Consider the following 21,777-nt stretch of genomic DNA (forward strand, 5'->3'; position numbering starts at 1 on the left):
GGTGTCCCCGGATCTTCGGATCGCACCGGCCGCGACGGTCGCGTGCCGACGTCACAGGACCGTTGGAGGGCCGACCGCCATGAAGGTGCGTCCCGGCGACAGCGTCAGCGATCCCGCAGCCGGTCGGCCGGCAGCGACCCGCTCGATGTTCGCGCCGCTGTCGGCCAGGGGCTTCAGGCGCTACTACCTGGGCCAGACGGCATCGGCGTTCGGAGATTCGCTGACCCCGCTGGCGATCGCGTTCGCCGTGCTCCACCTCACGGCATCACCGGTGGACCTGGGGATCGTCGTGCTGAGCACCCGGCTGCCCGTCATCCTCCTGACCCTGCTGGGTGGCGCGATCGGCGACCGTTTCTCCCGCAGGACGGTCATGTTGCTCGCCGACCTCACCCGTTTCGCGGCGCACGGCACGACGGCGCTCCTGCTGCTCACCGGCACCGCGCACCTCTGGATGCTGGTGGCCCTGCAACTCGTCGCCGGCGCGGGATCGGCCTTCTTCAACCCGGCCGCCGTAGGACTCGTCGCCTCGCTGGCCGGCAAGGAGCACCTGCAAGCGGCCAACTCCCTGATCTCGCTCTCCAGAAGCGCCGCGTCGATGGTGGCGCTGGGCACGGCGGGAGCCCTGGTGGCGCTGGTCGGGCCGGGCTGGGCCATCCTCGTCGACGCGCTGACGTTCCTGGTGAGCATGGCCTTCCTCTACCGGCTGCCCACGGAAGACCGGTTCTCCGCCGAAAAGGCGGTGCCACGGACGGGCGGCGGCGGTCTGCTGGCCGGCATCGGTGGAGGGATCGCGGAGGTGGCGCGGCACCCCTGGCTGTGGATCTGGATCGTGCACGTCGCGATCATCAACGCGATCGTGCTCTCCCCGATCATGGTGCTGGGTCCGTACGTCGCCGACCGGCAACTCGGCGGCGCCCCGGCCTGGTCGGCGATCGGCATCGCGTACGCCGTCGGCGGCCTGGCCGGAGGCTTCGTCGGCGCCCGCTGGAGACCCGCACGCCCCATGGTGGCGGCGCTCCTCTTCGCCCTCCTCATGGCCCCGCTCCCGGCCCTGCTGGCGGTCCCGGCCCAGGTGTGGCTGCTGGCGCTCGCGGGAGCAGGAGCGGGCATGCAGGTGGTGGTCTACAACGTGCTCCAGACCACCGCGATCCAGCGCAACCTCCCCGAGCGGTTCGTCGCCCGCGCCACCTCCGTCACCATGCTCGGCGCCCTCGTGGCGGCCCCGATCGGCACCGGGCTGGCCGGCCCCGCGGCGGCGTGGTCAGGCACCGGCCCCGTCCTCGTGGCCGGCGCCGTGACGGCCGTGCTCGTCACGGCGCTCACTCTCCTCGCCCCATCGGTGTGGCGGATCCGCGCAGAAAGCAGCTGAACTTTCCGCCCCGTCCGTCACTCGAAGCATGCGTACGGTTCGACACTCACGGGGAGATCATCATGAAGAAGGTGCTCGTAGCGGTTCTGGCAGGCGGGGCGCTGCTGACCGCCGCCACGCCCGCGCTCGCCCAGACCGCCCAGGCCGCCAAGACCACGCTGGGTCCGTACGGCTACGGCAAGGTCAGGCTCGGCATGACCGAGAAGCAGGCCAGGGCTACGGGGCAGATCGTTCTCAATATGGCCGGAGAGGCAGGTTCGTGCTCCGGCTGGGACCTGAAGGCACACCCCAGTGGCAAGAACGCCGTAGGCCTGTACATCTCCAAGAAGAAGGGGGTGGCCCTCATCAGCGCCCCGAAGGGCGTCAAGACGCCTGAGGGCATCGGCGTCGGCTCCACGATGACGCAGATCAAGAAGGCGTACCCGAACGTCAAGACCCCCCAGGATGGCTACCCGTCCGTCCGCGTCCCCGGCAACCCCAAGGCCTACTACGCGTTCCTGGTCGAGAAGGGCAAGGTCTACCAGCTGAGCCTCGGACTCAACTCGCAGGACTGCACCAACTGACGAGGCGGCCGAGGGTGCCACGAGTCAATGAGGGGCGTGCGGCAGGGAGGCGGTCACGATCAGGCCGCCGCCCTCTCGCGGCCGCGCCCTGACGTCACCGCCGTGCGCGACCGCCACCGACCGGACGATCGACAGCCCCAGCCCCGCGCTCCGCGCCGTGACCACGCGCTCGGCCCCGTGCCGGTGGAACGGCTTGAACAGCAGCGGGACGTCGTACGGTGGCACGCTCGGCCCGGTGTTGCTGACCTCGACCTCCACGTTGCCGTCGGACACGGTACGGCTCACCACCCGCACCCATCCGGTCCCGTCGTCCACGTTGTGCCGGATGCCGTTCTCGACGAGGTTGTGCACCAGCCGTTCGAGCAGCAACGCGTCCCCGGTGGTGGGCGCCTGGGCGGTCACCTCGTACACGGTGACCTTCGCCTCGTGAGCGTCCCCGGCCGTCTGCGCGACCACGTGCGTCACCACGTCCGCCAGGTCCACCGGCGACCGGTCGGCGATCTCCTGCTCGGAGCGGGCCAGCAGGAGCAGGCCGGAGATGAGCCGTTCGTGGCGGGCGTTGATCTCCAGCAGGCTCTCGCCCAGCTCCTTGATCTCGGGAGGGGCGGCACGGCGGTGCATGGCCAGCTCGACCAGGGCCCGGTTCAGGGTGAGCGGCGTACGCAGCTCGTGCGAGGCGTTCGCCACGAATCTGCGCTGCCCGTCGAAGGACTGGTCCAGCCGCTCCACCATGGTGTCGAACGTGTCGGCGAGCTGCTTGACCTCGTCGTCGGGACCTTTCAGCGCGATCCGCTCGTGCAGCCCGCGCTCGGCCATGGGGGCGGCCGCGATCTTCCGCGCCGTGTCCGTCACCCGGTGCAGCGGGGCCAGCGCCCGGCCCGCGACCACCCAGCCGAGCCCCAGCGCCGCTCCGCCGACCACGGCCAGCGCGATCGCGCCCTGCGTGAGCAGCGAGGTGACGGCCGCGCCCCGCAGCTCCTCCTCCTGCCGTCGCAGCCACTCCACCGCGGCGTCGCCGGTGAGCATGACGCCGTCCTGGGCGAGGATCAGGTTCTTCCTCCTGCCGATCTCGGGCTCGTACCGGCTCTCGAACGACTGGGTCAGCTGCTGGTTGAACAGGAGATACGTGACGCCGAGCAGGGTCAGCCCGGCGACCAGGAAGACGGCCCCGTACATCAGCGTGAGCCGTAACCGGAGGCTCATGCGATCCGGTACCCCACCCCCGGCACGGTCTCCACGACCGGCGGGTCGGCGAGCTTGCGGCGCAGCTTGAGAATGGTGAGCCGGACCGCCCCGGTGAACGGGTCCGCGTTCTCGTCCCACGCCTTCTCCAGCAGCTGCTCGGCCGAGACGACGCTCCCGTTCGCCCGCAGCAGCTCGGCCAGCACCGCGAACTCCTTCTTCGACAGCGGCACGAACCGCCCGTTCCTGAACACCTCCCTGCGCGCCGGGTCGAGCGTGATCCCGGCCCGCCGCAGCACGGGCGGGGCGGCCGGGCGCGAGCGCCTTCCCAGGGCCAGCACGCGGGCGGCCAGCTCGGGGAACGCGAACGGCTTCGCCAGGTAGTCGTCGGCTCCCAAGGTCAGGCCGGTCACCCGGTCGTCGAGCTGGGCGGCGGCCGTCAGCATCAGCACCCGCGCGTCCCGCTCCGACTCCACCAGCTCCCTGCACACCTCGTCGCCGTGCACGCGCGGCAGGTCGCGGTCCAGCACGACCACGTCGTAGTCGTTGACGGCGATCCGTTCCAGCGCGGCCTCGCCGTCGTGCGCCAGATCGACCGCATGGGTCTCATCCCGCAGCCACTCGGCAATCGCGTCGGCGAGCAGCAGCTCGTCCTCAACCACCAGCACCCGCATGGCGCACCTTTCATTCGCTTACGGAGCCGAGTGTGACGGAAGCGGCATTTGCTCGAAGTAAGCGCGGAACGGAAACGCTGCGGAAACAGCGGCCCCTATTGCATCTCCCCTCGAGAGCGCATCCATCCGACAGAGGAGAGATTCCATGCGAGCACGAGTCCTCGGCGCGCTGGCGGCGGCCACCCTGTTCCTGGCCGGCTGCGGCGCGGACGACGGCGGCGGGGCCGACGTGGCGTCGGTCAGCGGCACGGCCACCGGCACCCAGCCCGGGGCCGGCGCGAAGCCGAGCGAAGACCCGTACCAGAAGATGCTCAAGTTCGCCCAGTGCATGCGCGAGAACGGCGTGCAGGTGGACGACCCGCAGCCGGGCAAGGGCATCATGATGAAGATCGACAAGAGCATCCCGAAGGAGACGCTCGACAAGGCCCAGCAGACGTGCAAGCAGTACGCCCCGAGCGGCGAGAAGTCCGGCGCGCCCGACTCGAAGCGCGCAGAGGCGCTGCGCAAGCTCGCCCAGTGCATGCGGGACAACGGCGTGGAGAGCTTCCCCGACCCGGACGGCGGCGGCATGCGCATCACCGGCGAGGTCGGCGAAGACCCCGACTTCAAGTCCGCCCAGCAGAAGTGCCAGAAGGAGTCCGCCGAGGCCGGTATGGGAGGGCTTTGATGGGCCCAGTGACAGGCGGGGTGACAGGCGGGGCGACCCTTGACGGAAAGGCGCAGCCGGACGCGACGCCCTCCCGTCCGCGCCGTCGCCGCGGCCGGGGCAAGCTGGTCGCCGGACTCCTGACCGTGGTGGCCGTGGCCGGAGGCGGGTTCGTGGCCGTCAACAGCGCGGGCCTGCTCAAAGGGAGCGCCGGCCCCACGCGGTCGGCAGGCGCCCTGCCCCCGGCCACCACCACGGTGACCAGGCAGACCCTGAACGACACCAGGGACGCCGACGGCGAGCTCGGCTACGGCCCGGTGAGCACGGCGGTGAGCAGGAAGCCGGGCACGATCACCTGGCTGCCCGACAGCGGCGCGCAGATCACCCGAGGCAGGTCGCTGTACCGGGTGGACAACAAGCCGGTCATGCTCATGTACGGCTCGACGCCCGCCTACCGCGACCTCAAGGTCGGCGTGGAGGGCAAGGACGTCGAGAACCTTGAGCGGAACCTCAGCAAGCTCGGCTACGACGGGTTCACGGTCGACGACGAGTACACCTATGACACGGCCGAGGCGGTCAGGGAATGGCAGGAGGACCGCGGCCTGGACGAGACGGGCGTGGTCGAGCTGGGCCGGGTCGTCTTCGCCCCCGGCAAGGTGCGGGTGGAGAGCCTCGAGTCCGAGGAGGGCCAGCCGACCGCCCCGGGACAGAAGGTCCTGACTTATACGGGCACGTCCAAGGTGGTCACGGTCAAGCTGGAGGCCGAGGACCAGCGGATGGCCAGGAAGGGCGCCAAGGTCGACGTCACGCTGCCGGGCGGCAAGAGCGTGAAGGGCAAGGTCACCGAGGTGGCCACGGTCATCGAGCCGGCCGAGGGCCAGAACGCGGACCCGGAGACCAGGGTGGAGGCGCTCGTCTCGATCGGGACCGTCAAGGCCGCCAAGGGGCTGGACAAGGCGGCGGTGGACGTGACGTTCACGGCCTCCAAGCGGACGAACGTGCTGACCGTGCCGGTGGCGGCGCTGGTGGCGCTGCAGGAAGGCGGGTACGGCCTGGAGGTCATCGAAGGTGGTAGGTCCCGATATATCAAGGTTGAGACGGGTCTGTTCTCCGGGGGACGGGTCGAGATCAGCGGCGACGGGCTCACCGAGGGCATGACCGTGGGGATGCCGAAATGACGTATCCCATGATCGACCTGACGGACGTGTCCAAGACGTACCCGGGCGGCGTGGCGGCACTGGCGTCGGTGTCGCTGCGGATCCGGCACGGCGAGCTGGTCGCCATCGTCGGCCCGTCCGGGTCGGGCAAGTCGACGATGCTCAACGTCGTCGGCACCCTCGACCGGCCCACGGCCGGGACCATCCACATCGACGGGTACGACGTGTCGAAGCTGTCCGACGGCCAGCTGTCGGCGCTGCGGGCCACCACGATCGGGTTCGTGTTCCAGTCGTTCCACCTCGCCGCGAAGGTCCCGGCGCTGGACAACGTGGCCGACGGCCTCGTCTACACCGGCCTGGGCAGGTCGGAACGCCGCCGCCGCGCGGCCGAGGCGCTGGAACGGGTGGGGCTCGGTCACCGGATGGACCACGAGCCGCACGAGCTGTCCGGCGGCGAGCGGCAGCGCGTGGCCATCGCCAGGGCCGTGGCGGGCGATCCGCCGCTGCTCCTGGCCGACGAGCCGACGGGGGCACTGGACTCGGTGTCCGGAACGGGCGTGATGGAGCTGCTGCGCGAGTTGAACGCGGGCGGCACCACCATCGTGATCATCACGCACGACCGGGAGATCGCCGCCGGCCTGCCCCGGCAGGTACGGATGCGCGACGGCCAGATCGTCTCCGACACCGCCCGGATCTCCCTGGAGGCGGTGTGATGAGCGTGGTGGAGGTGGCGCGGCCGAAGTTGTCGCCGGCCAGGATGCGGCCGCGCGACGTGATGCGCGTCGGAGCGGTGGGCCTGCGCACCCGGCCGCTGCGGGCGTTCCTGTCCGCCCTGGGCATCGCCATCGGCATCGCGGCGATGGTGGGCGTGGTCGGGCTCTCGTCCTCGTCGGGCGCCGAACTCGACCGTACGCTTTCCGCGCTCGGCACCAATCTGCTCACGGTCTCGTCCGGCACCACGCTCATGGGCGAGGCCGCGCAGATGCCGAAGGAGGCGGAGGCCATGATCGAGCGCATCGGCCCCGTCCAGGCCGTCTCGTCGATCGGGCGCATGGGTGAGGTCAAGGTCTACCGGTCGGAGGAGATCCCCGAGGCGCAGACCAGCGGCATCAGCACGTACGCGGCCCGCCTCGACCTGCCCGCCACCGTGGGCGCGACGCTGCGGAACGGCACCTGGCTCAACGCGGCCACCGAACGCTACCCGGCCGCCGTGCTCGGCTCCTCCGCGGCGCAGCGGCTCGGCGTGGGCTCGCCCTCGCCCGACACACAGGTCGTGGTCGGAGGGATCCGCTTCACGGTCATCGGCATCCTGAACCCGGTGGCGCTCGCCACCGACCTGGACAGCGGCGTCCTCGTCGGCTGGCCGGTGGCGGAGTCCCGGCTGGGCTTCGACGGGCACCCGACGACGCTCTACACGCGCTCGGACGAGGCCAGGCTGGAGGCCGTACGCCAGGTGCTGGCCGGCACCGCCAACCCGGAGGCGCCCAACGAGGTGGACGTCTCCCGGCCGTCCGACGCCCTGGCCGCCAAGCAGGCGACCAGCCAGGCGTTCGCCAACCTCCTGCTGGGGGTGGGCGCGGTGGCGCTGCTCGTGGGCGGGGTCGGCGTGGCCAACACCATGGTCATCTCGGTGCTGGAACGCCGCGCGGAGATCGGCCTGCGCCGCTCGCTCGGGGCCACGCGCGGCCAGATCCGCACCCAGTTCCTCGCGGAGTCGCTCCTGCTGTCGGCCCTGGGCGGGGGCGGGGGGATCCTGCTGGGGACGGGCGTCACGATGGGGTACGCGCTGTACAGCGGCTGGCCCTCGGTGGTGCCCGCCTGGGCCACCCTCGGCGGCCTCGCCGCGACCCTGGTCATCGGCGCCGCCGCCGGCCTCTACCCGGCGATCCGCGCCTCCCGCCTGTCCCCGACGGAGGCCCTCTCCACGCCCTGACGTCCTTCGGCCTCGCGCACGGGTGCGTCGGTCGGCACGGGAGCGCCGCTCAGGGGGCGGCCGTGCCGCTGGATTGTGCGCCTCGGTTGGGCGAGCTGTCCGGCTGGGGCGCCCGCGTCGCGCTGGCGGTCGCGCGTCGGGCGTCGGAGGGCGCGTGTCGGAGGTCGCCTGTCGGGCGGTCATGGGGCGCCGCTGTCACGGGTTGTGCTGTCACGGTGCGCCGCCCCACTACGCCCCGCCACCGCAGCAGCGCACCGTTGCGGAGCCGGTGCACGCGGCGGTGTTGTGGTGCCAGGGTGTGGGTGGGCCGTGGCGGCGACGGTGCGGGCATGAGCGTGCGGCGGTGCCGACGCAGATGGTGGGTGTGGGGGTCAGTCGGCCGCGTAGCAGGTGGTCTTGCCGACGAGGAGGACGCCGGGCTTCTCTCCCGAGAGAACGGTCAGCTCGAACGTCAGGCGGGTCCGCGGATTGCGCAGAACGGCGACAGCCTGGTCCTCGTCCCGCAGATCCAGGTCGTCGACCACCTGGTCGTACCCCATCGCATGGAGCCGTTCGAGAAGCCCTGTGGAGGCGTCGGCGAGGTCGCTCTCGGCCCGGAAGTACCGCCGCACCTGTCCGGGCACGCACGAGCCGTCCGGTTCCGGCGAGGCGGGCGACACATGGAGTTCGGAGGCGGTGAGCAGGGTGCCGGCGTCGGTGTCGAGCTGCCGGGCGGCCTCTTCGATGGTGGGCAGTTCGGGCGCCGTCGCGCAGGCCGTCATCGCCGCGACACAGAGGAGCACCGCGGGCAAACCGTGACGGCGGGCGCGCACGATCGGACCATATCGGAGATCGTCCACGGCCACCCGGTAAACGGCACAGGACACTCCGAGGGCGATGATCTGTATAAATCACCTTTTCGCGGGCAGGGACAGTACTTATCGCGATTAAGGCGGCGCTACCGGAGCAGGATGATTTTCGAGACAGGTGATCAAGCTCACGTGACGCCCACTTCGCACCCGTACGGCCTCCGCGTAACCGGCGAGGTCGACTACGGCAACCACCAGCGCCTCGCCGGAGCCCTCCACCGCGCGGTTCTCACAGGCGACGGGGACATCCGCATGGACCTCGGGGAACTGGCCTTCATCGACGTGTCCGGGCTGCGCGTCATCGTGGCCGCCGCCGCCCGATTATCCCCGCCGCGCAGGCTGATCCTGGACCCGATCTCTCCTGCGGTGCGCCGCCTCCTGGCCGTGACGGGCTGGGATCGCACCCGGGGGTTGGGGATCAGCTGAGCGGTCACCTGTCCGGCCCAGCCCAGGTGAGGCCACTGCGGAGCCGGGCGATCGGGCCCATGTCGTCCACGAACCGTCCCAGTCCGAACGCCACGCACTCCAGCGGCCGCTCCGCCCTCCGTACCGGCATCTTCAGCGACGCCCGCAGCCGCTGCGCGAGCCCCCGCAGCAGCGCGCCGCCTCCCAGCAGCACCGCGCCGCGCCCCCCGAGATCCGCGGCCAGTTCGGCCGGGCACCGCTCGACCGTCTCCATCGCCGCCCGCACGATCGCCTCGACCGGCTGCCTGGTCCCCTCGTAAACCTGCTGGACCGGCAGCCGTACCTCGCGCTCACGGCCGGTGTCCGGGTCGCGGGCGCGCACGGTCACGTGCCGGTCCAGCGGCTTCCACTCGGTGCCGATGTCGCGCTTGGCCGACTCGGCCTCGTGCTCGTCGAGGAGGAGGCCGTGCTCCTGCTCGACCAGGCGGACGATGGCCCTGTTGACCGCCTCGCCGCCGCCCGGTACGGAGGCCGTGGCCACGGCCGCCCCGGACGAGAGCACGGCGATCCTGGCCGAGTCGCGACCGATGTCGATCACCATGTGCCCGGCGAAACTGTCGACCGGCAGCCCGGCGCCGAGCGCCGCCGCGAGCGAGTGCGGGATCAGCACGATGCGCCTGGCGTCCGCCTCGAACGCCAGATCGCTCAGCGCCGCCCGTTCGATCGGGGTGCAGCCGTCGGGCAGTGCCATGACCAGGCGCGGTCTGGCGAACGGACGCCGGTGCACCTTGCTCAGGAAATGCCTGACCATGCGCTGCGTGAGCTCTCCGTCGACCGGCAGGCCGCCGCTGACCGGCCGGCACGCCTCCCCGTCGGTCGCGTCCGCACCGTACGCGATGACCTTGCCGGTGCGGTCGTCGAGGATGACAGCCGAGGGCTCGTCGAGCACGATGCCCTTGCCGCGGGCGTAGATCCGCGTGCTCGCGCCCCCCAGATCCACCGCGAGGTCACGGCCGAGGAGGCTCATGGCAGGACCGGGGGCTTGACCGTCATGCCGGTTCTCTTTCCTGAGCCGCTCCAACGCAACACCAGGAACCGAACGGTTCCCCTTTACTTAAGGTGAAGCGCCCCCGACCCCAGGAGGACCTGCCGTGCTCGACTACGACCTCGAGGCCGACCGCTACGACGAGACCAGGGGCGGGCTGCCGCGTGCCGTGGCCGCGGCCGACGCCGTCCGGCGCCTCGTGCCCGGTGGCACGCTGCTCGACATCGCCTGCGGCACCGGGCTGGTCACGAGGGAGCTGGCCGGGCGGGGGCTGCGGGTGTTCGGGGTGGACGCCTCCGCGGGGATGGCGCGGATCGCCGCCGGGCGCGCGGACGTGGTTCTGGGCGACGCCAGTACGCTGCCCGTACGCGACGGCTCGGTGGACGCGGTCACCACGATCTGGCTGCTGCACCTGCTGGACGACGCCCGGCCGGTGATCGCCGAGGCCGCCCGCGTGCTGCGGCCCGGTGGAGTGTTCGTCACGACCGTCGACAAGCGGGCCGCCCACGGCCCGGGAGGGCGCAGGGAGCCGTCCGACCGGGCCGAGTTGGTGGTCGAGGAGGCGGCCAGGCACGGGCTCCGGCCGAGCGGCGAGACCAGATTCGTGGGACACGGGCAGGGGCGACCGAGCCCCGACCCGGTGTTCCGTCTCCTGGCGTTCACCCGCGACTGAACGACGTCAGCGCCTGAGGTCGGCCAGCGTCTCCTCGGCCCACGCCAGTCCGGCGCTGGTCTGGCTCCTGCCGAGATTCGCCGCGTACGAGCCGATCCCGTCCCTGGGATGGCACTCCAGCACCGCGAGCCGCGCCGCGAACCCGTCCCTGATCCGCTCCACCACCGCGATCGCCTCGTCCCTGTCGAGCAGCGGCAGCAGGAACGCCTGGAGCGCGGTCTCGCTGCGTATCGTCACGGCGGGCTGGTGCTCGACCAGCCACGTGTGCAGCTCACGCGTGCCCTCAGAGGTGATCGCGTAGATCTTGCGCCCCCTCGCGCCCTCCGACTCGATCGCCACGAGCCCGTCGGCGGCCATCTTCACCAGCTCGGGATAGATCTGCGTGTGCCCGGCCTGCCAGACGTGGTTGAGCGAATGCTCGAACTTCTTGGCCAGGTCGTAACCGCTCGCCGGGCCCACAGCCTCGAGCAGCCCGAGCAGCGCGATCCGAAGGGACATGGCCCCCAGCATATCGAAGAGTTGACATGTAAGGAGTTACACGTCAATCTTCACATGTGAATACTGACATGAAGCCCCGTGGCAACGGGCTTGTGCTGCTCGCCGTGCTCGGCGGGATGTTCCTGGCGATGCTCGACCAGACGATCGTCGGCACGGCCCTGCCGCGCATCACCAGCGAACTGGGCGGCAGCACGCTCTACGTCTGGGTGGTGACGGCGTACCTGCTCACCTCGACGGTGACGGTGCCGCTCTACGGTCGCCTTTCCGACCAGCACGGGAGGAAGCCGCTGCTGCTGGTCGGGATGGTGGTGTTCGTGGCGGGCTCGGCATTGTGCGGGGCGGCCCAGGACATGGCGCAGCTCATCGGCTTCCGCGCGCTCCAGGGCCTCGGCGCGGGTGCGCTGCTGCCGCTGTCGATGGCGTTGGTGATGGACATGTTCCCTCCGGGGCCGGGCAGGAGCGGCGCCCGCGTGCAGGGCGCGCTCGGCGGCGTGATGGGGCTGACGTACCTGGCGGGGCCGTTCCTCGGCGGGTTGTTCACCGACCACGCGAGCTGGCGGTGGTCCTTCTACGTGAACGTGCCGCTCGGCCTCGCGCTGATCGCCATCGTCGTGCTCCGCCTGCCGCACCGGCCGGGCACCGGAGGCGGGCGTCCCGACTATGCGGGCATCGCGGTCTTCACCGTGGCCATCAGCGCGCTGCTGCTGGGACTGACGGAGAAGGGCATGGACCGGCACACCTGGACCGACGCCGCCGTGGCCGGGCCGATCGCGCTCGCGCTCGCGCTGCTCGCGGTGTTCGTGCTGGTCGAGAGGCGGGCGGCCAGCCCGATCATGCCCATGCACCTGTTCGGCAGCCGTACGTACACGCTCGTGAACGTCACGTCGTTCTGCACGGCCTTCTGCATGTACGCGGGAGTCGTGTTCCTGCCGCGGTACTTCCAGGAGTCCCTGGGCGTCAGCGCCACCGAGTCGGGGCTGAGGATCTACCCGATGACGCTGGCGATGGTCGCGGGCAGCGCCCTCATGGGGGCGCTCATGTCCAGGACCAGGGTCTACAAGCCGTGGCTGGTCGTGTCGCCGTTCCTGCTGGTCGCGGGCACCCTGCTCTGCGTGAACCTGACCGCGCACACCGGTGGGGTGCTCCTGGCGGGCTGGATGCTGCTGATCGGGCTGGGCATGGGCCCGATGCTGTCCGGGCTGACCGTGGCCGCGCAGCAGTCGGTCGAGCCGCAGTACATCGGCACCGCCTCGGCGAACCTGACCTTCTTCCGCCAGATCGGCGGCTCCGTCGCGCTGGCTGTCGGCGGCACCCTCTACGGCTCCACCGTGGCCGCGGACGCGCCCGTGCACGGCCTGGCCGCCGCGCACGCCTCCGCCGCGGCCGTGGTCATCCCGTCGCTGGGCGTGGCGGGGGCGGTGATCGCCCTGGTGGCGCTGGTGGCGATGCCGGGCAGGCGGCTGGAGGCGCCGGCCGTCCCGCAAAGCAAGGTGGAAGCCGGTTTCGCGTCATAAGCGGGCCCATGCGAAGCTGTGAGTGTCCCCAACACCATGGAGGTCCTCATGGCGGATACACCGGAGCAGGAAGTCAGCGAGACTCCCGAGGACGAGTTGAAGCGCAAGTTCCGCGAGGCGCTGGAGCGCAAGCGTAACCAGCAGGCGGGCTCGGGCGCGGGTGGCAGGGGCGGTGACTCGTCGAAGATTCACGGGTCGCACGGTCCGGCTGCGAGTAAAAGATCGTTCAGGCGCAAGAGCGGCGGCTGAGGCTGGCATTTTCAGGGGGTACGGCAGTGCCGTGCCCCCTTTTTTCTTTGTCGGGGTAGGTAGATCTTCTGCCGGATTCATGACGAAGTGTTTGCGTATGTCCGGAATGCGTGGTTAGAGTGTTGGCCAATTCACAGCCGGTGGCGTGGACCTCATCCAGGAGGGACAGCCGGCTGGCGCCGAATCCCGAACGCTCGGGAACCGGGGACCCACTGCAGTTGGGGTGAATCCGACCGTGTGTCGGTAGGGCATCTCCACGCCCGAACCCGTCAGCTAACCCGGTAGGCGAGATGGAGAGGACATGTTAACGACTTGGACGACCGCGTCGAACTTTCGGACAGCGTGATAGCTGCCGCCTCCTGAGCGGCCCCTTCCTCAGGCTTCTTCCGCGCTCTGCGTAGCTTTCCCCCCTTGTCAGGTGCTTTGCCCTGCTACGCCCTTTTTCGAGTGAGCGCAACCTCCCTGCCCCCGTCGCGAAGGACTTTACTTTTCATGTCTGCACGTTTTGGCCTGCGTTCACTCGCTCTGATCACCGCCTCCACGGTAGGCGCGCTGACCATCGCCGGCACCGCGGCTCACGCCGATCCGAACACTGAGGACAGGGTCCTGCTCAAGGGCTCGACCACGGCTTCGTACTTCTGGGACGACTCCTCCGGCAGGGCCGGTGACACCGGTCTGCCCGCCAGCGGCAAGCCCATGCAGAAGGAACTGGCCGCCAGCCCGAGCTGGCCGCTCATGACCGAGGGTTACGTGGTCTACAAGGGCAAGAAGATGCCCTTCTTCGTCGGCGACCGTGGCCCGGGCGAGCCCTCCAACCGCGGGGTCATGCTGGACCTGGACGCCAAGACGTTCGCGGAACTCACCGGCGGCACGTTCAACCCCGACACGCTGGGCGTCGACGGCATCGGTGGCGAGGGCCACATCAAGGTCGACTATGTCATCACCAAGTGGGGCAAGGGGCCCGGCAAGAAGAACCTCCCGGTCGCGTTCTCGACCGGCGCCTGGGCCGAGCAGGACGACAACCCGGCCGAGCCGCCCGCGCCCGAGCCCGCGGCCGCTCAGGCCGTGCCCGCACCACCGGTCTCGAAGACCGCGGCCGCCGTCGTGGCCGGCGCCGTGGCCGTGGCGGGCGGCAGCCTGGCGCTCACGAGCGAGCGCGTCCGGAGCCTCATCAACCTCTGACCTTTACGGGCTGCTACCAGAATGTCATTCTGGTCGTCGTGACCACCCGTGTAGCCGCGAACGGCATCGACATCGCTTACGAGAGCTTCGGTTCGCACGCGGGCCGTCCCCTGCTCCTCATCATGGGGCTCGGCGCGCAGCTCATCCACTGGGACGAAGGGCTCTGCGAGCTGCTGGCAGAGCAGGGACATCACGTCGTACGGTTCGACAACCGCGACGCGGGCCTGTCCACCCACTTCCATGACAAGGGCGCTCCCGCGCTGGGGGCGCCCTCGCCGTACCTGCTGGACGACCTGGCCGACGACGCGGCGGGGCTCATGGACGCCCTCGGCTGGCCCGCCGCGCACGTGGCCGGAGCCTCGATGGGCGGCATGATCGCCCAGGCACTGGCCATCCGCCATCCCGAGCGGGTGCTCAGCCTGACCTCGATCATGTCCACGCCCGGCCCCTCGGTGGCCCCGCCGACGGAGGCCGCGCTCGCCGCCCTCATGGCCAGGCCGCCGTCCGACCGCGAAGCCGTGCTGGCCCACGCACTGCGGACCTGGTCGGTTCTCGGCTCACCCGGGTTCGGCCTGGACCACGAGAGGATCAGCGAGCTGGCCGGGCTGGCGTACGACCGCTGCTTCGACCCCGACGGCACGGCCAGGCAGCTCGCCGCGATCATGGCCTCGCCCGACCGCACGGAGCTGCTCGCGGGCGTGCGGGTGCCCACGCTGGTGGTGCACGGGGAGGCCGATCAGCTCATCCCGGTCGCCGCCGCCCACGCCACGGCCGCGGCCATCCCCGGCGCCCGCCTGGTGACCTATCCGGGCATGGGCCACGACCTGCCGCGCCCGCTCTGGCCGTCCTTCGTGGACGAGATCACCAAGCTCACCGCCGGCTGACCTCCTAGCCGAAGTGGGCGCGGGTCTCGGCGAACGCCTGGTCCGTGCCCTCAAGCGCCTTCGCCACGTCCGCCTCCGTGTGCGCGGCCGACATGAACCAGTTGTGCCACGGGTGCAGGTAGACCCCGTGCCGCAGGCAGGCGTCGCTCCAGTGCATCGCGACGGAGAGGTCGGCGTCCCCGTCGAAGCTGAGCCACGGGATCGTCACCGGTCCCGTCTGGTTCACCACGAACCCGTGGGACTTGGCCTGCGCGTACAGCCCCTCGCGGAGCTGCGTGCCGGCCCGCTCCATGGCACCGATGCCGTCCTCGTCGCGCAGGGTCTCGATGGTCGCCTTGGCCGCCGCCATCGCGACCGCCGAGAACCAGAACGAGCCCGTGGAGTACAGCGTCTGCGCGGGTCCGCGCAGCGCGTCCGTGCCGGTGACGGCCGCGATCGGGTAGCCGTTGGCCATGGCTTTCGACCAGGCCGTCAGGTCAGGGCGTACGCCATAGGGCTCCCATGAGCCGCGCAGGTCGATCCTGAACCCCGCCCGCACGTCGTCGATCACCAGCGCCGCCCCGAGCCGGTCGGCCAGGGCCCTGGCGCCGCGCGCGAAGGCGGGCTCCACCAGCTCCTGGTCCTCGAACGAGTCGTGCTTGAACGGCGTCACGATGATCGCCGCCACGTCCCCCTCCACGGTCGCCGCCGCGGCCTCCAGCGACTCGAGGGAGTTGTACGTGAACTCCACCAGATCCGCCCGCTCGTTGGGCGTCGTGCCCGACACGGACGGCGTGCACCAGGGGTCCGCCCCGTGGTAGGCCCCGTGCGCCATCAGCACCTTGGTCCGGCCGGTGGCGGCCCGCGCGACCATGAGGGCCTGGGTGGTGGCGTCGGTGCCGTTCTTGGAGAACATCGCCCAGTCGGCGCTGGGCACGGTGTCCACGAGCAGCTCGGCCAGCTCGACCATGACCGGTCCTGGGCCGTTGAGGCAGTCGCCGAGTGCGGCCTGCCTGGCGGCGGCCTCCTCCACGCGCGGGTGCCGGTGCCCCAGCACGATCGGGCCCCAGCTGCACATGAAGTCGATGTACTCGCGCCCGTCCACGTCCCACTGGCGGCAGCCCTCGCCGCGTTCGAAGAACTGCGGGAAGCCGGGGGCGAAGAGGGCGGCGTTGAGGTGCCCGTACATGCCGCCGGGCACGACCTTCAAGGCCCGCCGGCGGAGTTCTGCGTCGGTCATCCGAGGATCCTTAGAGTCGAGTCGAGGTCGGTGAGGCCGGCGTCCGAGCCGAGCCCCGTGGCGACGCGGGCGGCGGCGGCCGTGCCCCAGCGGGCCGCGGTCAGCACGTCCTGGCCGTGCAGGAGCCCCGTCAGGAATCCGGCGCAGTACGCGTCGCCGCAGCCGGTCGTGTCCGAGACGTCCGTCTTGAGGGCGGGCACCGGCTCCGTCCCGTCCGGCGTGACCACGAGACTGCCTGACGCGCCCAGCGTGACGAGCACGCCGCGCGGCCCGTCCGCCAGCAGGGCCTGGGCGGCCTCCTGGACATCGGAGCAGCCGGTCATGAGGAGCGCCTGCGACTCGTTCGGCAGCACGTAGTCCACGTGCGGCAGAAAAGCCCGGGCCATTCCCAATAAGTCAGGCATCTCCGAAAGGAGGTCCATCGTGATGATCGTGCCCGCGGCACGCACCGAGTCCAGGAGGGCGAAGAACGCCGGGTCGCCCAGGCCGAACGTGACGTCCATCCCGCCCAGGTGGATCGCCCGCACGCCACGCAGCACGTCGGCGTCCAGGTCCGCGTACGTCACCGTGAGGTTCGCCCCGGGCACGTGGAAGCTGGGCCGACCGCCGTCCGGCCTGATGGGCAGGATCGAGGCGGCCGTCTGCTCGCCCGCCCTGCGCACGAGACGTGAGACGTCCACGCCGCGCTTGGTGAGCACCGCCACCAGGAAGTCGCCCAGCTCGTCGTCGCCGATCGCGCCCATGGTGACCACGGGGTTGCCCAGCTTGGCCAGGTCGACGGCGGTCCCGGCGGCGGCGCCCGCGGCGGTGAGGCGGATCTGGTCCACCAGTACGGTGTCCTGGCCCTCGGGGATGTGATCGACGGGCCTGGCGAGAATGTCGACGATGTGGACGCCGACGGTGGCGACGGTCATAGTCTAAATAGACAGACGCCCGAATAAAAAGTCAATGGAGGAGCCGATGCCCAAGATCGTCGATCACGACGAGCGCCGGCGCGAGGTCCTGTCAGCCGCCCGCCGGGTGATCGTCAGGGACGGCATCGACGCCGCCACCACGCGGGCCATCGCCAAGGAGGCCGGCTACTCCAACGGCGTGCTCGCCCACTATTTCGCCGACAAGGACGAGATCATGCTGTCGGCGCTGCGCCAGTCGCACCAGCGCATCCGGGACCGGCTCACCGGCAAGATCGAGGGCGTGACCGGGCTGGCCGCGCTGCGTGAGCTGCTGCTGGACAACCTGCCGCTGGACGCGGAGCGCACCCAGGAGAGCCGGCTGGAGGTCAGCTTCTGGAGCCGCAGCCTGGCCTCGGAGCGCCTGGCCGAGGTGCAGCGCACGGAGGCGGCCGAGCTGCGCGGCGCCGTACGCGACCTGCTGGGGCAGGCCCGTGCGGCCGGCGAGCTGCGCACCGACGACAACCTGGACGACCTGGCCGAGCACCTCCTCGCCCTGATGGACGGCCTCAGCCTGCACCTGCTCCTTTACCCGGGACGGCTCAAGCGCGTCGACGTCGAGCGCCTCATGCTCCAGGCCCTCGATCGCCTGTGAGGGAGCGCCGCCGCCTGGAAGAGCGGCGGGAGCGTAGCGACCAGAGCGGGGGAAGGCGGCGGCATCAAGGGCGACCGAACCCGCCTCACGGAGTGAGGCCATGAACATTGCTGTAATTCGGACGACCGACTACATTCCAACCGCATGAGCCTGCGCGAGCAGTTATGCGAGTACGGCCGCCGCGCCGTCGAGCTGGGCCTGGTCATCGGCACGTCGGGCAACCTGAGCGTGCGCGAGGGGGAGCTGGTCGCGGTCACCCCCTCAGGGGTGGCGCTCGACCGGCTGACCCCGGAGATGTGCCCCGTCGTGGACGTCGAGGGCCACCTCGTGGAAGGCGAGCTCCAGCCGTCCAGCGAGACGCCCATGCACCTGGCCGTCTACGAGAGCACGGACGCCAAGGCCATCGTGCACACGCACTCGGTGTTCGGGACGGTCGTGGCCACCACCATGACCGAGCTGCCGCCCGTGCACTACAACGCGCTGCTGCTCGGCGGCACGGTCAGGGTGGCCGAGTACGCCACCTACGGCACGCCCGAGCTGGCCGCCAACGTGCGGGCGGCGCTGGAGGGCAAGCGGGCCGCCCTGATGGCCAACCACGGCGGGGTGACCATCGGGGCGACGCTGGAGGAGGCGTTCGAGTCCACCCGGCTGCTGGAGTGGCTCTGCGAGGTGTACGTGCGAGGGCTCGGCGTCGGCAAACCGACCATTCTCACGGATGAGCAGCTCGGCGCCGTGGTCGAGCGCGCGCTGAACCCTCCCACGTTCCCACGCAGAGAACTATGACAGCGCCACCTGCTCCGCCAGCCCCAGGGGCAGGCCGCCCGACCCGGCGATCTTGTCGTGGAACTCCTTCAGCGACCCCTTGAACGACTGCCGGATGCGGTCGATCTCGATCGCGCCCGTGAGGTAGGACGGCGCCTGCGTGGGCCAGGCGCAGTAGCGGTTCACCTCGCCCTGGGCCGTGCCGGGAGACAGCGACGCCTTGGTCGCCATGAACGTCTCCGCCTCCTCGATCGACATGTCCTCGCAGTGCAGGGCCGTGTCCACGACGATCCTGGCGGCGCGGAAGATCCGGCAGTCCAGGTGGGCCAGCTCGGTCGCCGGGGTGTCGAAGTAGCCCTGCTCGTGCAGGAGCTTCTCCACGTACAGGGCCCAGCCCTCCGTGAAGTACGAGGTCCGGAAGACCTTCCTGACGGTACGGGGATTGCCCGCCATGTACGACAGGTGCCAGTGATGCCCCGGATAGGCCTCGTGCACGGAGATCGAGGGCATCTGGGCCCGCGAGTTCGTCCGCAGGCGCTGACGTACCTGCTCGGGGGTGAAGTCGTCGGGCGTGTAGGGGACGAAGAAGATGCCCCTGCGTGAGGCGCTCAGCGGGGGCGGCGCCAGGTAGTGGGCGACGGACAGGACCGGGCGGGTGTACTCGGCCGACGGCAGCACCTCGCACTCCTCGCCGTCGGCGAAGGTGACCAGGTCCCGTTCCTTGACGAAGTCCCTGGCCCGCTGGGTCTCGGCCGCGTACTCGGCCCGCATGTCGGCCAGCGTCGGCGGATGGTCGTCCATGAGGGACTCCATCGCCGCCCGCCAGTCCTCGCCGCCGTTGACGTGGACCGCCACCTCGCGCATCCGCGCGTCCAGGTCGGCCCAGGCGGCCTTGCCCTTCTCGTGCAGCTCGGCGGCGCCGTACCCGAGCAGCTCCTTCTCGCGCAGCAACATGGAGTAGAGCTTCTCGCCCATCCGCCAGGTGCCGCCGCACTGGAAGCCCTCGAGGAACGTGACAAGTTCGTCGAACGCCCGCGCGGCCGGCTCGGCGGCCTCGGCCAGCTTGGCGGCGAGCTCGGGGTCCTCGACCATCGACGGGATCGTGCGCGTGAGGAAGTTGCGGCCGGTGCGCGCCTGGCCGAGCCCGCGCTTGACCAGCAGCGGCGCGGCGAGCTCCGGGTCCAGGTTGGCCTGGCAGGCGGCCAGCACGCCGGGCACCTCGGCCAGGCGCAAGAGGGCCGAGGAGACCAGTTCGGGCTCCGGCTTGAGTCGCCGCTGGAACGGCGCGTACATCGAGCCGAAGATCGGCGAGAGGTAGACGGCGGGGTCGCGCCGCCACTCGGGCCAGGACGCGAGCGCGATCGAGCCCCTCAGCTGGGAGAGGACCAGTTCCCTGTCGATCGTGTCGTCCAGGGTCGTCGTCTGGATGCCCGAGAGGTGTTCGAGCCAGCGGACCTCCTCCCGTTCGCGGGCGGCCCAGGCGGTGGCGGCGAAGTCGCCGAGCGTGTGATCGTAACCGTCGGCCCCTAACAAGCTGGCCACGACGGGACGGTCGGAAAAGTACCACTTGAGAAACTCGTCCACTGATGCACCATATCCTGAGCAAATGCCCCTGCAGATCACTGGCGCGCTAGGTGACCCTGACCTCATTCGCCTCCCCTGGGAGGTCCCCCTCCAAGACTGGCCGCAGCACCACCTCGTCGATCTGCCACGCGGCATCTCGCGGCACGTGGTGCGGTTCGCGCGGCTGTCCGGCAAGGTGTACGCGATCAAGGAGATCAGCGAGCGTTACGCCAAGCGGGAGTACCAGTTGCTCTGGGATCTCGCCCGTCTCGACGCCCCCGCCGTGGAGCCGGTCGCGTACGTCACCGGCCGCGAGGAAGGGCTGGACGCGGCGCTGATCACCAGGCACCTGCAGTTCTCGCTGCCTTACCGCGCGGTCATGTCGGGCACGCTGCGCCCCGACACGCTCACCCGGCTGCTGGACGCGCTCGCCGTGCTGCTGGTGCGGCTGCACCTGAACGGCTTCTACTGGGGTGACTGCTCGCTGTCCAACACGCTCTTCCGCAGGGACGCGGGGGCGTTCGCGGCGTACCTGGTGGACGCCGAGACCGGCGAGATGCACCCGATGATCAGTGAGGGCCAGCGGCTGGCCGACATCGACGCCGCGCACACGAACATCTTCGGCGAGATGCTCGACCTGGAGGCCGGCGGGCTGCTGCACCCGTCCATCGACCCCATGGACACCGCCGAGGACGTCGTCGCCCGCTACCACCGCCTGTGGGACGAGATCACCCAGAGCGAGATCATCGAAGAGGTCGACTGGCACCGGGTGGAGCAGCGGATCCGGCGGCTGAACCTGCTCGGCTTCGACGTGGCCGAGATGATGGTGCGGCGCAAGGTCGGCACCGGGCGGCTCATCGTCCGGCCCAAGGTCGTGGACGCCGGGCACCACCAGCGGCGGCTGCTCCGGCTGACCGGTCTGGACGTGGAGGAGAACCAGGCGCGGCGGTTGCTCAACGACCTCGACGGGTTCAGGGTGGCCAAGGGGCTGCGGCACGAGGACGAGGCCATCGTGGCGCACCGGTGGCTGGCGGAGGTGTTCCAGCCGACGGTCGACGCCATTCCCGCGGAACTGCGCGGGAAGCTGGAGCCCGCGCAGCTCTTCCACGAGATACTCGACCACCGCTGGTACCTGTCGGAGGAGCAGGGCGCCGACGTGGGGCTGGCCGCGGCCGTGAAGTCATACGTGGACAACGTGCTCGTGCACAAGCCCGACGAGAAGGCGCTCCTGCCGGACGAGCCGTCTCAGTAGGTCACCGTGATGCGCTTGCGCGGGTGGGCCCCGTTCTCCAGCTCGTCCGCGACGGCGACCGCGTAGTCCTCGGCCGAGATGAAGCTGCGGCCCTCGGCGTCGGCCAGCAGCGTGTCGCCGCCGATGCGGTAGACGCCGGTACGCTCGCCGGGCGCGATCTCGGCGGCCGGCGAGATGTAGGTCCAGTCGAGGTCCTCGACCTCCCGGTAGAGGCCGAGGGCCGACCTCTGGGCCAGCGACTCCTTTCGGTAGCTGTCCGGGAAGTCGGGCGTGTCGACCAGGTCCTGACCGGGCGCGATCTGGAGGCTGCCCGCGCCGCCCACGACGATCAGCCTGCGCACCCCGGCCGCCCGCACGCCCTCGATGAGGGCGCGGTTGGCGTCGAGGAACGGCGGCTCGGGCTCGGTGCCGTCGCGCGGCGGGGCGATGGCGGAGACGACGGCGTCGTAGCCCTCGGCCAGCGTGGCGGCGTCGTGGACGTCGCCCTTGACCGGGCCCTTGCGGCTGACGGCGGTCACCTGGTGGCCGCGGTTGGTCAGCTCGGCGGCGATGCGCTGACCGATCATGCCGGTCGCGCCGAAGAGCAGGATCTTCATGAGAGCCAGAGTATCCAT

The 21,777-nt window shown here is 70.7% G+C and carries 24 protein-coding genes and 1 riboswitch; of the genes, 15 read left to right on the top strand and 9 right to left on the bottom strand.

Features of this window, described 5'->3' with window-relative positions; translation table 11 throughout:
• The first annotated feature begins 79 nt into the window (after positions 1-79).
• Positions 80-1,369 (top strand): MFS transporter, encoded by a 1,290-nt coding sequence (locus AB0J64_RS31620; protein WP_364034845.1) that lies wholly within the window; start codon positions 80-82, stop codon positions 1,367-1,369.
• A 62-nt stretch (positions 1,370-1,431) separates the two neighbouring features.
• Positions 1,432-1,932, top strand: coding sequence for a hypothetical protein (locus tag AB0J64_RS31625; RefSeq protein WP_364034848.1), 501 nt, complete (start codon positions 1,432-1,434; stop codon positions 1,930-1,932).
• Between the two features lie 24 nt (positions 1,933-1,956).
• On the opposite strand, the gene AB0J64_RS31630 is transcribed toward AB0J64_RS31625, so the two are convergent.
• Both AB0J64_RS31630 and AB0J64_RS31635 read right to left on the bottom strand, forming a co-directional pair.
• Positions 1,957-3,135 (bottom strand): ATP-binding protein, encoded by a 1,179-nt coding sequence (locus AB0J64_RS31630; protein WP_364034851.1) that lies wholly within the window; start codon positions 3,133-3,135, stop codon positions 1,957-1,959.
• The gene (locus tag AB0J64_RS31635) at positions 3,132-3,788 is read right to left on the bottom strand and encodes a response regulator transcription factor (RefSeq protein ID WP_364034854.1); all 657 of its coding nucleotides are present in this window, start codon (positions 3,786-3,788) and stop codon (positions 3,132-3,134) included. Before AB0J64_RS31635 ends, AB0J64_RS31630 begins: the two co-directional genes overlap by 4 nt.
• 145 nt (positions 3,789-3,933) lie before the next feature.
• Here AB0J64_RS31635 and AB0J64_RS31640 point away from each other — a divergent pair, with 145 nt between their 5' ends.
• From AB0J64_RS31640 to AB0J64_RS31655, 4 genes are read left to right on the top strand one after another with little or no spacing between them, the layout of a single operon-like run.
• Positions 3,934-4,455, top strand: a complete 522-nt coding sequence (locus AB0J64_RS31640) for a hypothetical protein (RefSeq protein WP_364034857.1) — start codon at positions 3,934-3,936, stop codon at positions 4,453-4,455.
• Positions 4,455-5,612 (top strand): peptidoglycan-binding protein, encoded by a 1,158-nt coding sequence (locus AB0J64_RS31645; protein ID WP_364034860.1) that lies wholly within the window; start codon positions 4,455-4,457, stop codon positions 5,610-5,612. Before AB0J64_RS31640 ends, AB0J64_RS31645 begins: the two co-directional genes overlap by 1 nt.
• The gene (locus AB0J64_RS31650) at positions 5,609-6,304 is read left to right on the top strand and encodes an ABC transporter ATP-binding protein (protein WP_364034863.1); all 696 of its coding nucleotides are present in this window, start codon (positions 5,609-5,611) and stop codon (positions 6,302-6,304) included. The genes AB0J64_RS31645 and AB0J64_RS31650 overlap by 4 nt, the downstream gene beginning before the upstream one ends.
• Positions 6,304-7,524, top strand: a complete 1,221-nt coding sequence (locus tag AB0J64_RS31655) for an ABC transporter permease (RefSeq protein ID WP_364034866.1) — start codon at positions 6,304-6,306, stop codon at positions 7,522-7,524. The genes AB0J64_RS31650 and AB0J64_RS31655 overlap by 1 nt, the downstream gene beginning before the upstream one ends.
• Before the next feature lie 371 nt (positions 7,525-7,895).
• On the opposite strand, the gene AB0J64_RS31660 is transcribed toward AB0J64_RS31655, so the two are convergent.
• Positions 7,896-8,336, bottom strand: a complete 441-nt coding sequence (locus AB0J64_RS31660) for a hypothetical protein (RefSeq protein ID WP_364034869.1) — start codon at positions 8,334-8,336, stop codon at positions 7,896-7,898.
• A 168-nt stretch (positions 8,337-8,504) separates the two neighbouring features.
• Here AB0J64_RS31660 and AB0J64_RS31665 point away from each other — a divergent pair, with 168 nt between their 5' ends.
• Positions 8,505-8,798 carry an STAS domain-containing protein gene (locus AB0J64_RS31665; protein ID WP_364034872.1) on the top strand — a complete coding sequence of 98 codons (294 nt, stop codon included), beginning with the start codon at positions 8,505-8,507 and terminating at the stop codon, positions 8,796-8,798.
• Positions 8,799-8,802: 4 nt separating this feature from the next.
• Here the strand turns inward: AB0J64_RS31665 and AB0J64_RS31670 are convergent, their stop codons facing one another.
• Entirely contained in the window at positions 8,803-9,804 is a 1,002-nt protein-coding gene (locus tag AB0J64_RS31670; protein ID WP_364034875.1) for a rod shape-determining protein, read from the bottom strand.
• A gap of 124 nt (positions 9,805-9,928) precedes the next feature.
• Here AB0J64_RS31670 and AB0J64_RS31675 point away from each other — a divergent pair, with 124 nt between their 5' ends.
• Positions 9,929-10,495 (top strand): class I SAM-dependent methyltransferase, encoded by a 567-nt coding sequence (locus AB0J64_RS31675; protein WP_364034878.1) that lies wholly within the window; start codon positions 9,929-9,931, stop codon positions 10,493-10,495.
• 6 nt (positions 10,496-10,501) lie between these two features.
• Here the strand turns inward: AB0J64_RS31675 and AB0J64_RS31680 are convergent, their stop codons facing one another.
• On the bottom strand, positions 10,502-10,993 hold the full coding sequence (locus AB0J64_RS31680) for a PadR family transcriptional regulator (protein ID WP_364034881.1): 492 nt from the start codon (positions 10,991-10,993) through the stop codon (positions 10,502-10,504).
• Positions 10,994-11,061: 68 nt separating this feature from the next.
• Here AB0J64_RS31680 and AB0J64_RS31685 point away from each other — a divergent pair, with 68 nt between their 5' ends.
• The 4 genes from AB0J64_RS31685 to AB0J64_RS31700 all read left to right on the top strand — a co-directional run bounded on the left by AB0J64_RS31685 (position 11,062) and on the right by AB0J64_RS31700 (position 14,822).
• Positions 11,062-12,507 carry an MDR family MFS transporter gene (locus tag AB0J64_RS31685; protein ID WP_364034884.1) on the top strand — a complete coding sequence of 482 codons (1,446 nt, stop codon included), beginning with the start codon at positions 11,062-11,064 and terminating at the stop codon, positions 12,505-12,507.
• Between the two features lie 48 nt (positions 12,508-12,555).
• Positions 12,556-12,756 (top strand): DUF5302 domain-containing protein, encoded by a 201-nt coding sequence (locus AB0J64_RS31690; RefSeq protein WP_344990989.1) that lies wholly within the window; start codon positions 12,556-12,558, stop codon positions 12,754-12,756.
• A gap of 167 nt (positions 12,757-12,923) precedes the next feature.
• Positions 12,924-13,059, top strand: a riboswitch (cyclic di-AMP (ydaO/yuaA leader).
• A 189-nt stretch (positions 13,060-13,248) separates the two neighbouring features.
• Positions 13,249-13,938, top strand: a complete 690-nt coding sequence (locus tag AB0J64_RS31695; RefSeq protein ID WP_364034888.1) for a hypothetical protein — start codon at positions 13,249-13,251, stop codon at positions 13,936-13,938.
• 38 nt (positions 13,939-13,976) lie between these two features.
• Positions 13,977-14,822 (top strand): alpha/beta hydrolase, encoded by an 846-nt coding sequence (locus tag AB0J64_RS31700; protein ID WP_364034891.1) that lies wholly within the window; start codon positions 13,977-13,979, stop codon positions 14,820-14,822.
• A gap of 4 nt (positions 14,823-14,826) precedes the next feature.
• On the opposite strand, the gene AB0J64_RS31705 is transcribed toward AB0J64_RS31700, so the two are convergent.
• Together AB0J64_RS31705 and AB0J64_RS31710 are read right to left on the bottom strand one after the other, a co-directional pair.
• Positions 14,827-16,041, bottom strand: coding sequence for an aminotransferase class III-fold pyridoxal phosphate-dependent enzyme (locus AB0J64_RS31705; protein WP_364034894.1), 1,215 nt, complete (start codon positions 16,039-16,041; stop codon positions 14,827-14,829).
• On the bottom strand, positions 16,038-16,955 hold the full coding sequence (locus AB0J64_RS31710; RefSeq protein ID WP_364034897.1) for a carbohydrate kinase family protein: 918 nt from the start codon (positions 16,953-16,955) through the stop codon (positions 16,038-16,040). Before AB0J64_RS31710 ends, AB0J64_RS31705 begins: the two co-directional genes overlap by 4 nt.
• A 46-nt stretch (positions 16,956-17,001) precedes the next feature.
• On the opposite strand from AB0J64_RS31710, the gene AB0J64_RS31715 reads away from it, so the two are divergent.
• Both AB0J64_RS31715 and AB0J64_RS31720 read left to right on the top strand, forming a co-directional pair.
• A complete protein-coding gene (locus AB0J64_RS31715; protein WP_364034900.1) occupies positions 17,002-17,586 on the top strand; it encodes a TetR/AcrR family transcriptional regulator in 585 nt (194 codons plus the stop codon).
• Between the two features lie 144 nt (positions 17,587-17,730).
• A complete protein-coding gene (locus AB0J64_RS31720; protein ID WP_364034903.1) occupies positions 17,731-18,369 on the top strand; it encodes a class II aldolase/adducin family protein in 639 nt (212 codons plus the stop codon).
• Here the strand turns inward: AB0J64_RS31720 and AB0J64_RS31725 are convergent.
• Positions 18,364-19,932 (bottom strand): DUF885 domain-containing protein, encoded by a 1,569-nt coding sequence (locus AB0J64_RS31725; RefSeq protein ID WP_364034906.1) that lies wholly within the window; start codon positions 19,930-19,932, stop codon positions 18,364-18,366. The two genes, AB0J64_RS31720 and AB0J64_RS31725, sit on opposite strands and share 6 nt — an antisense overlap.
• Before the next feature lie 22 nt (positions 19,933-19,954).
• On the opposite strand from AB0J64_RS31725, the gene AB0J64_RS31730 reads away from it, so the two are divergent.
• A complete protein-coding gene (locus AB0J64_RS31730; RefSeq protein ID WP_344990966.1) occupies positions 19,955-21,163 on the top strand; it encodes a DUF4032 domain-containing protein in 1,209 nt (402 codons plus the stop codon).
• Here AB0J64_RS31730 and AB0J64_RS31735 read toward each other — a convergent pair.
• Positions 21,157-21,759 carry an NAD(P)-dependent oxidoreductase gene (locus AB0J64_RS31735; protein ID WP_364034909.1) on the bottom strand — a complete coding sequence of 201 codons (603 nt, stop codon included), beginning with the start codon at positions 21,757-21,759 and terminating at the stop codon, positions 21,157-21,159. The genes AB0J64_RS31730 and AB0J64_RS31735 overlap by 7 nt on opposite strands.
• Positions 21,760-21,777 lie beyond the last annotated feature (18 nt).

This window comes from Nonomuraea sp. NPDC049695, from assembly GCF_040674955.1.
GTDB classification, from domain to species: domain Bacteria; phylum Actinomycetota; class Actinomycetes; order Streptosporangiales; family Streptosporangiaceae; genus Nonomuraea; species Nonomuraea helvata.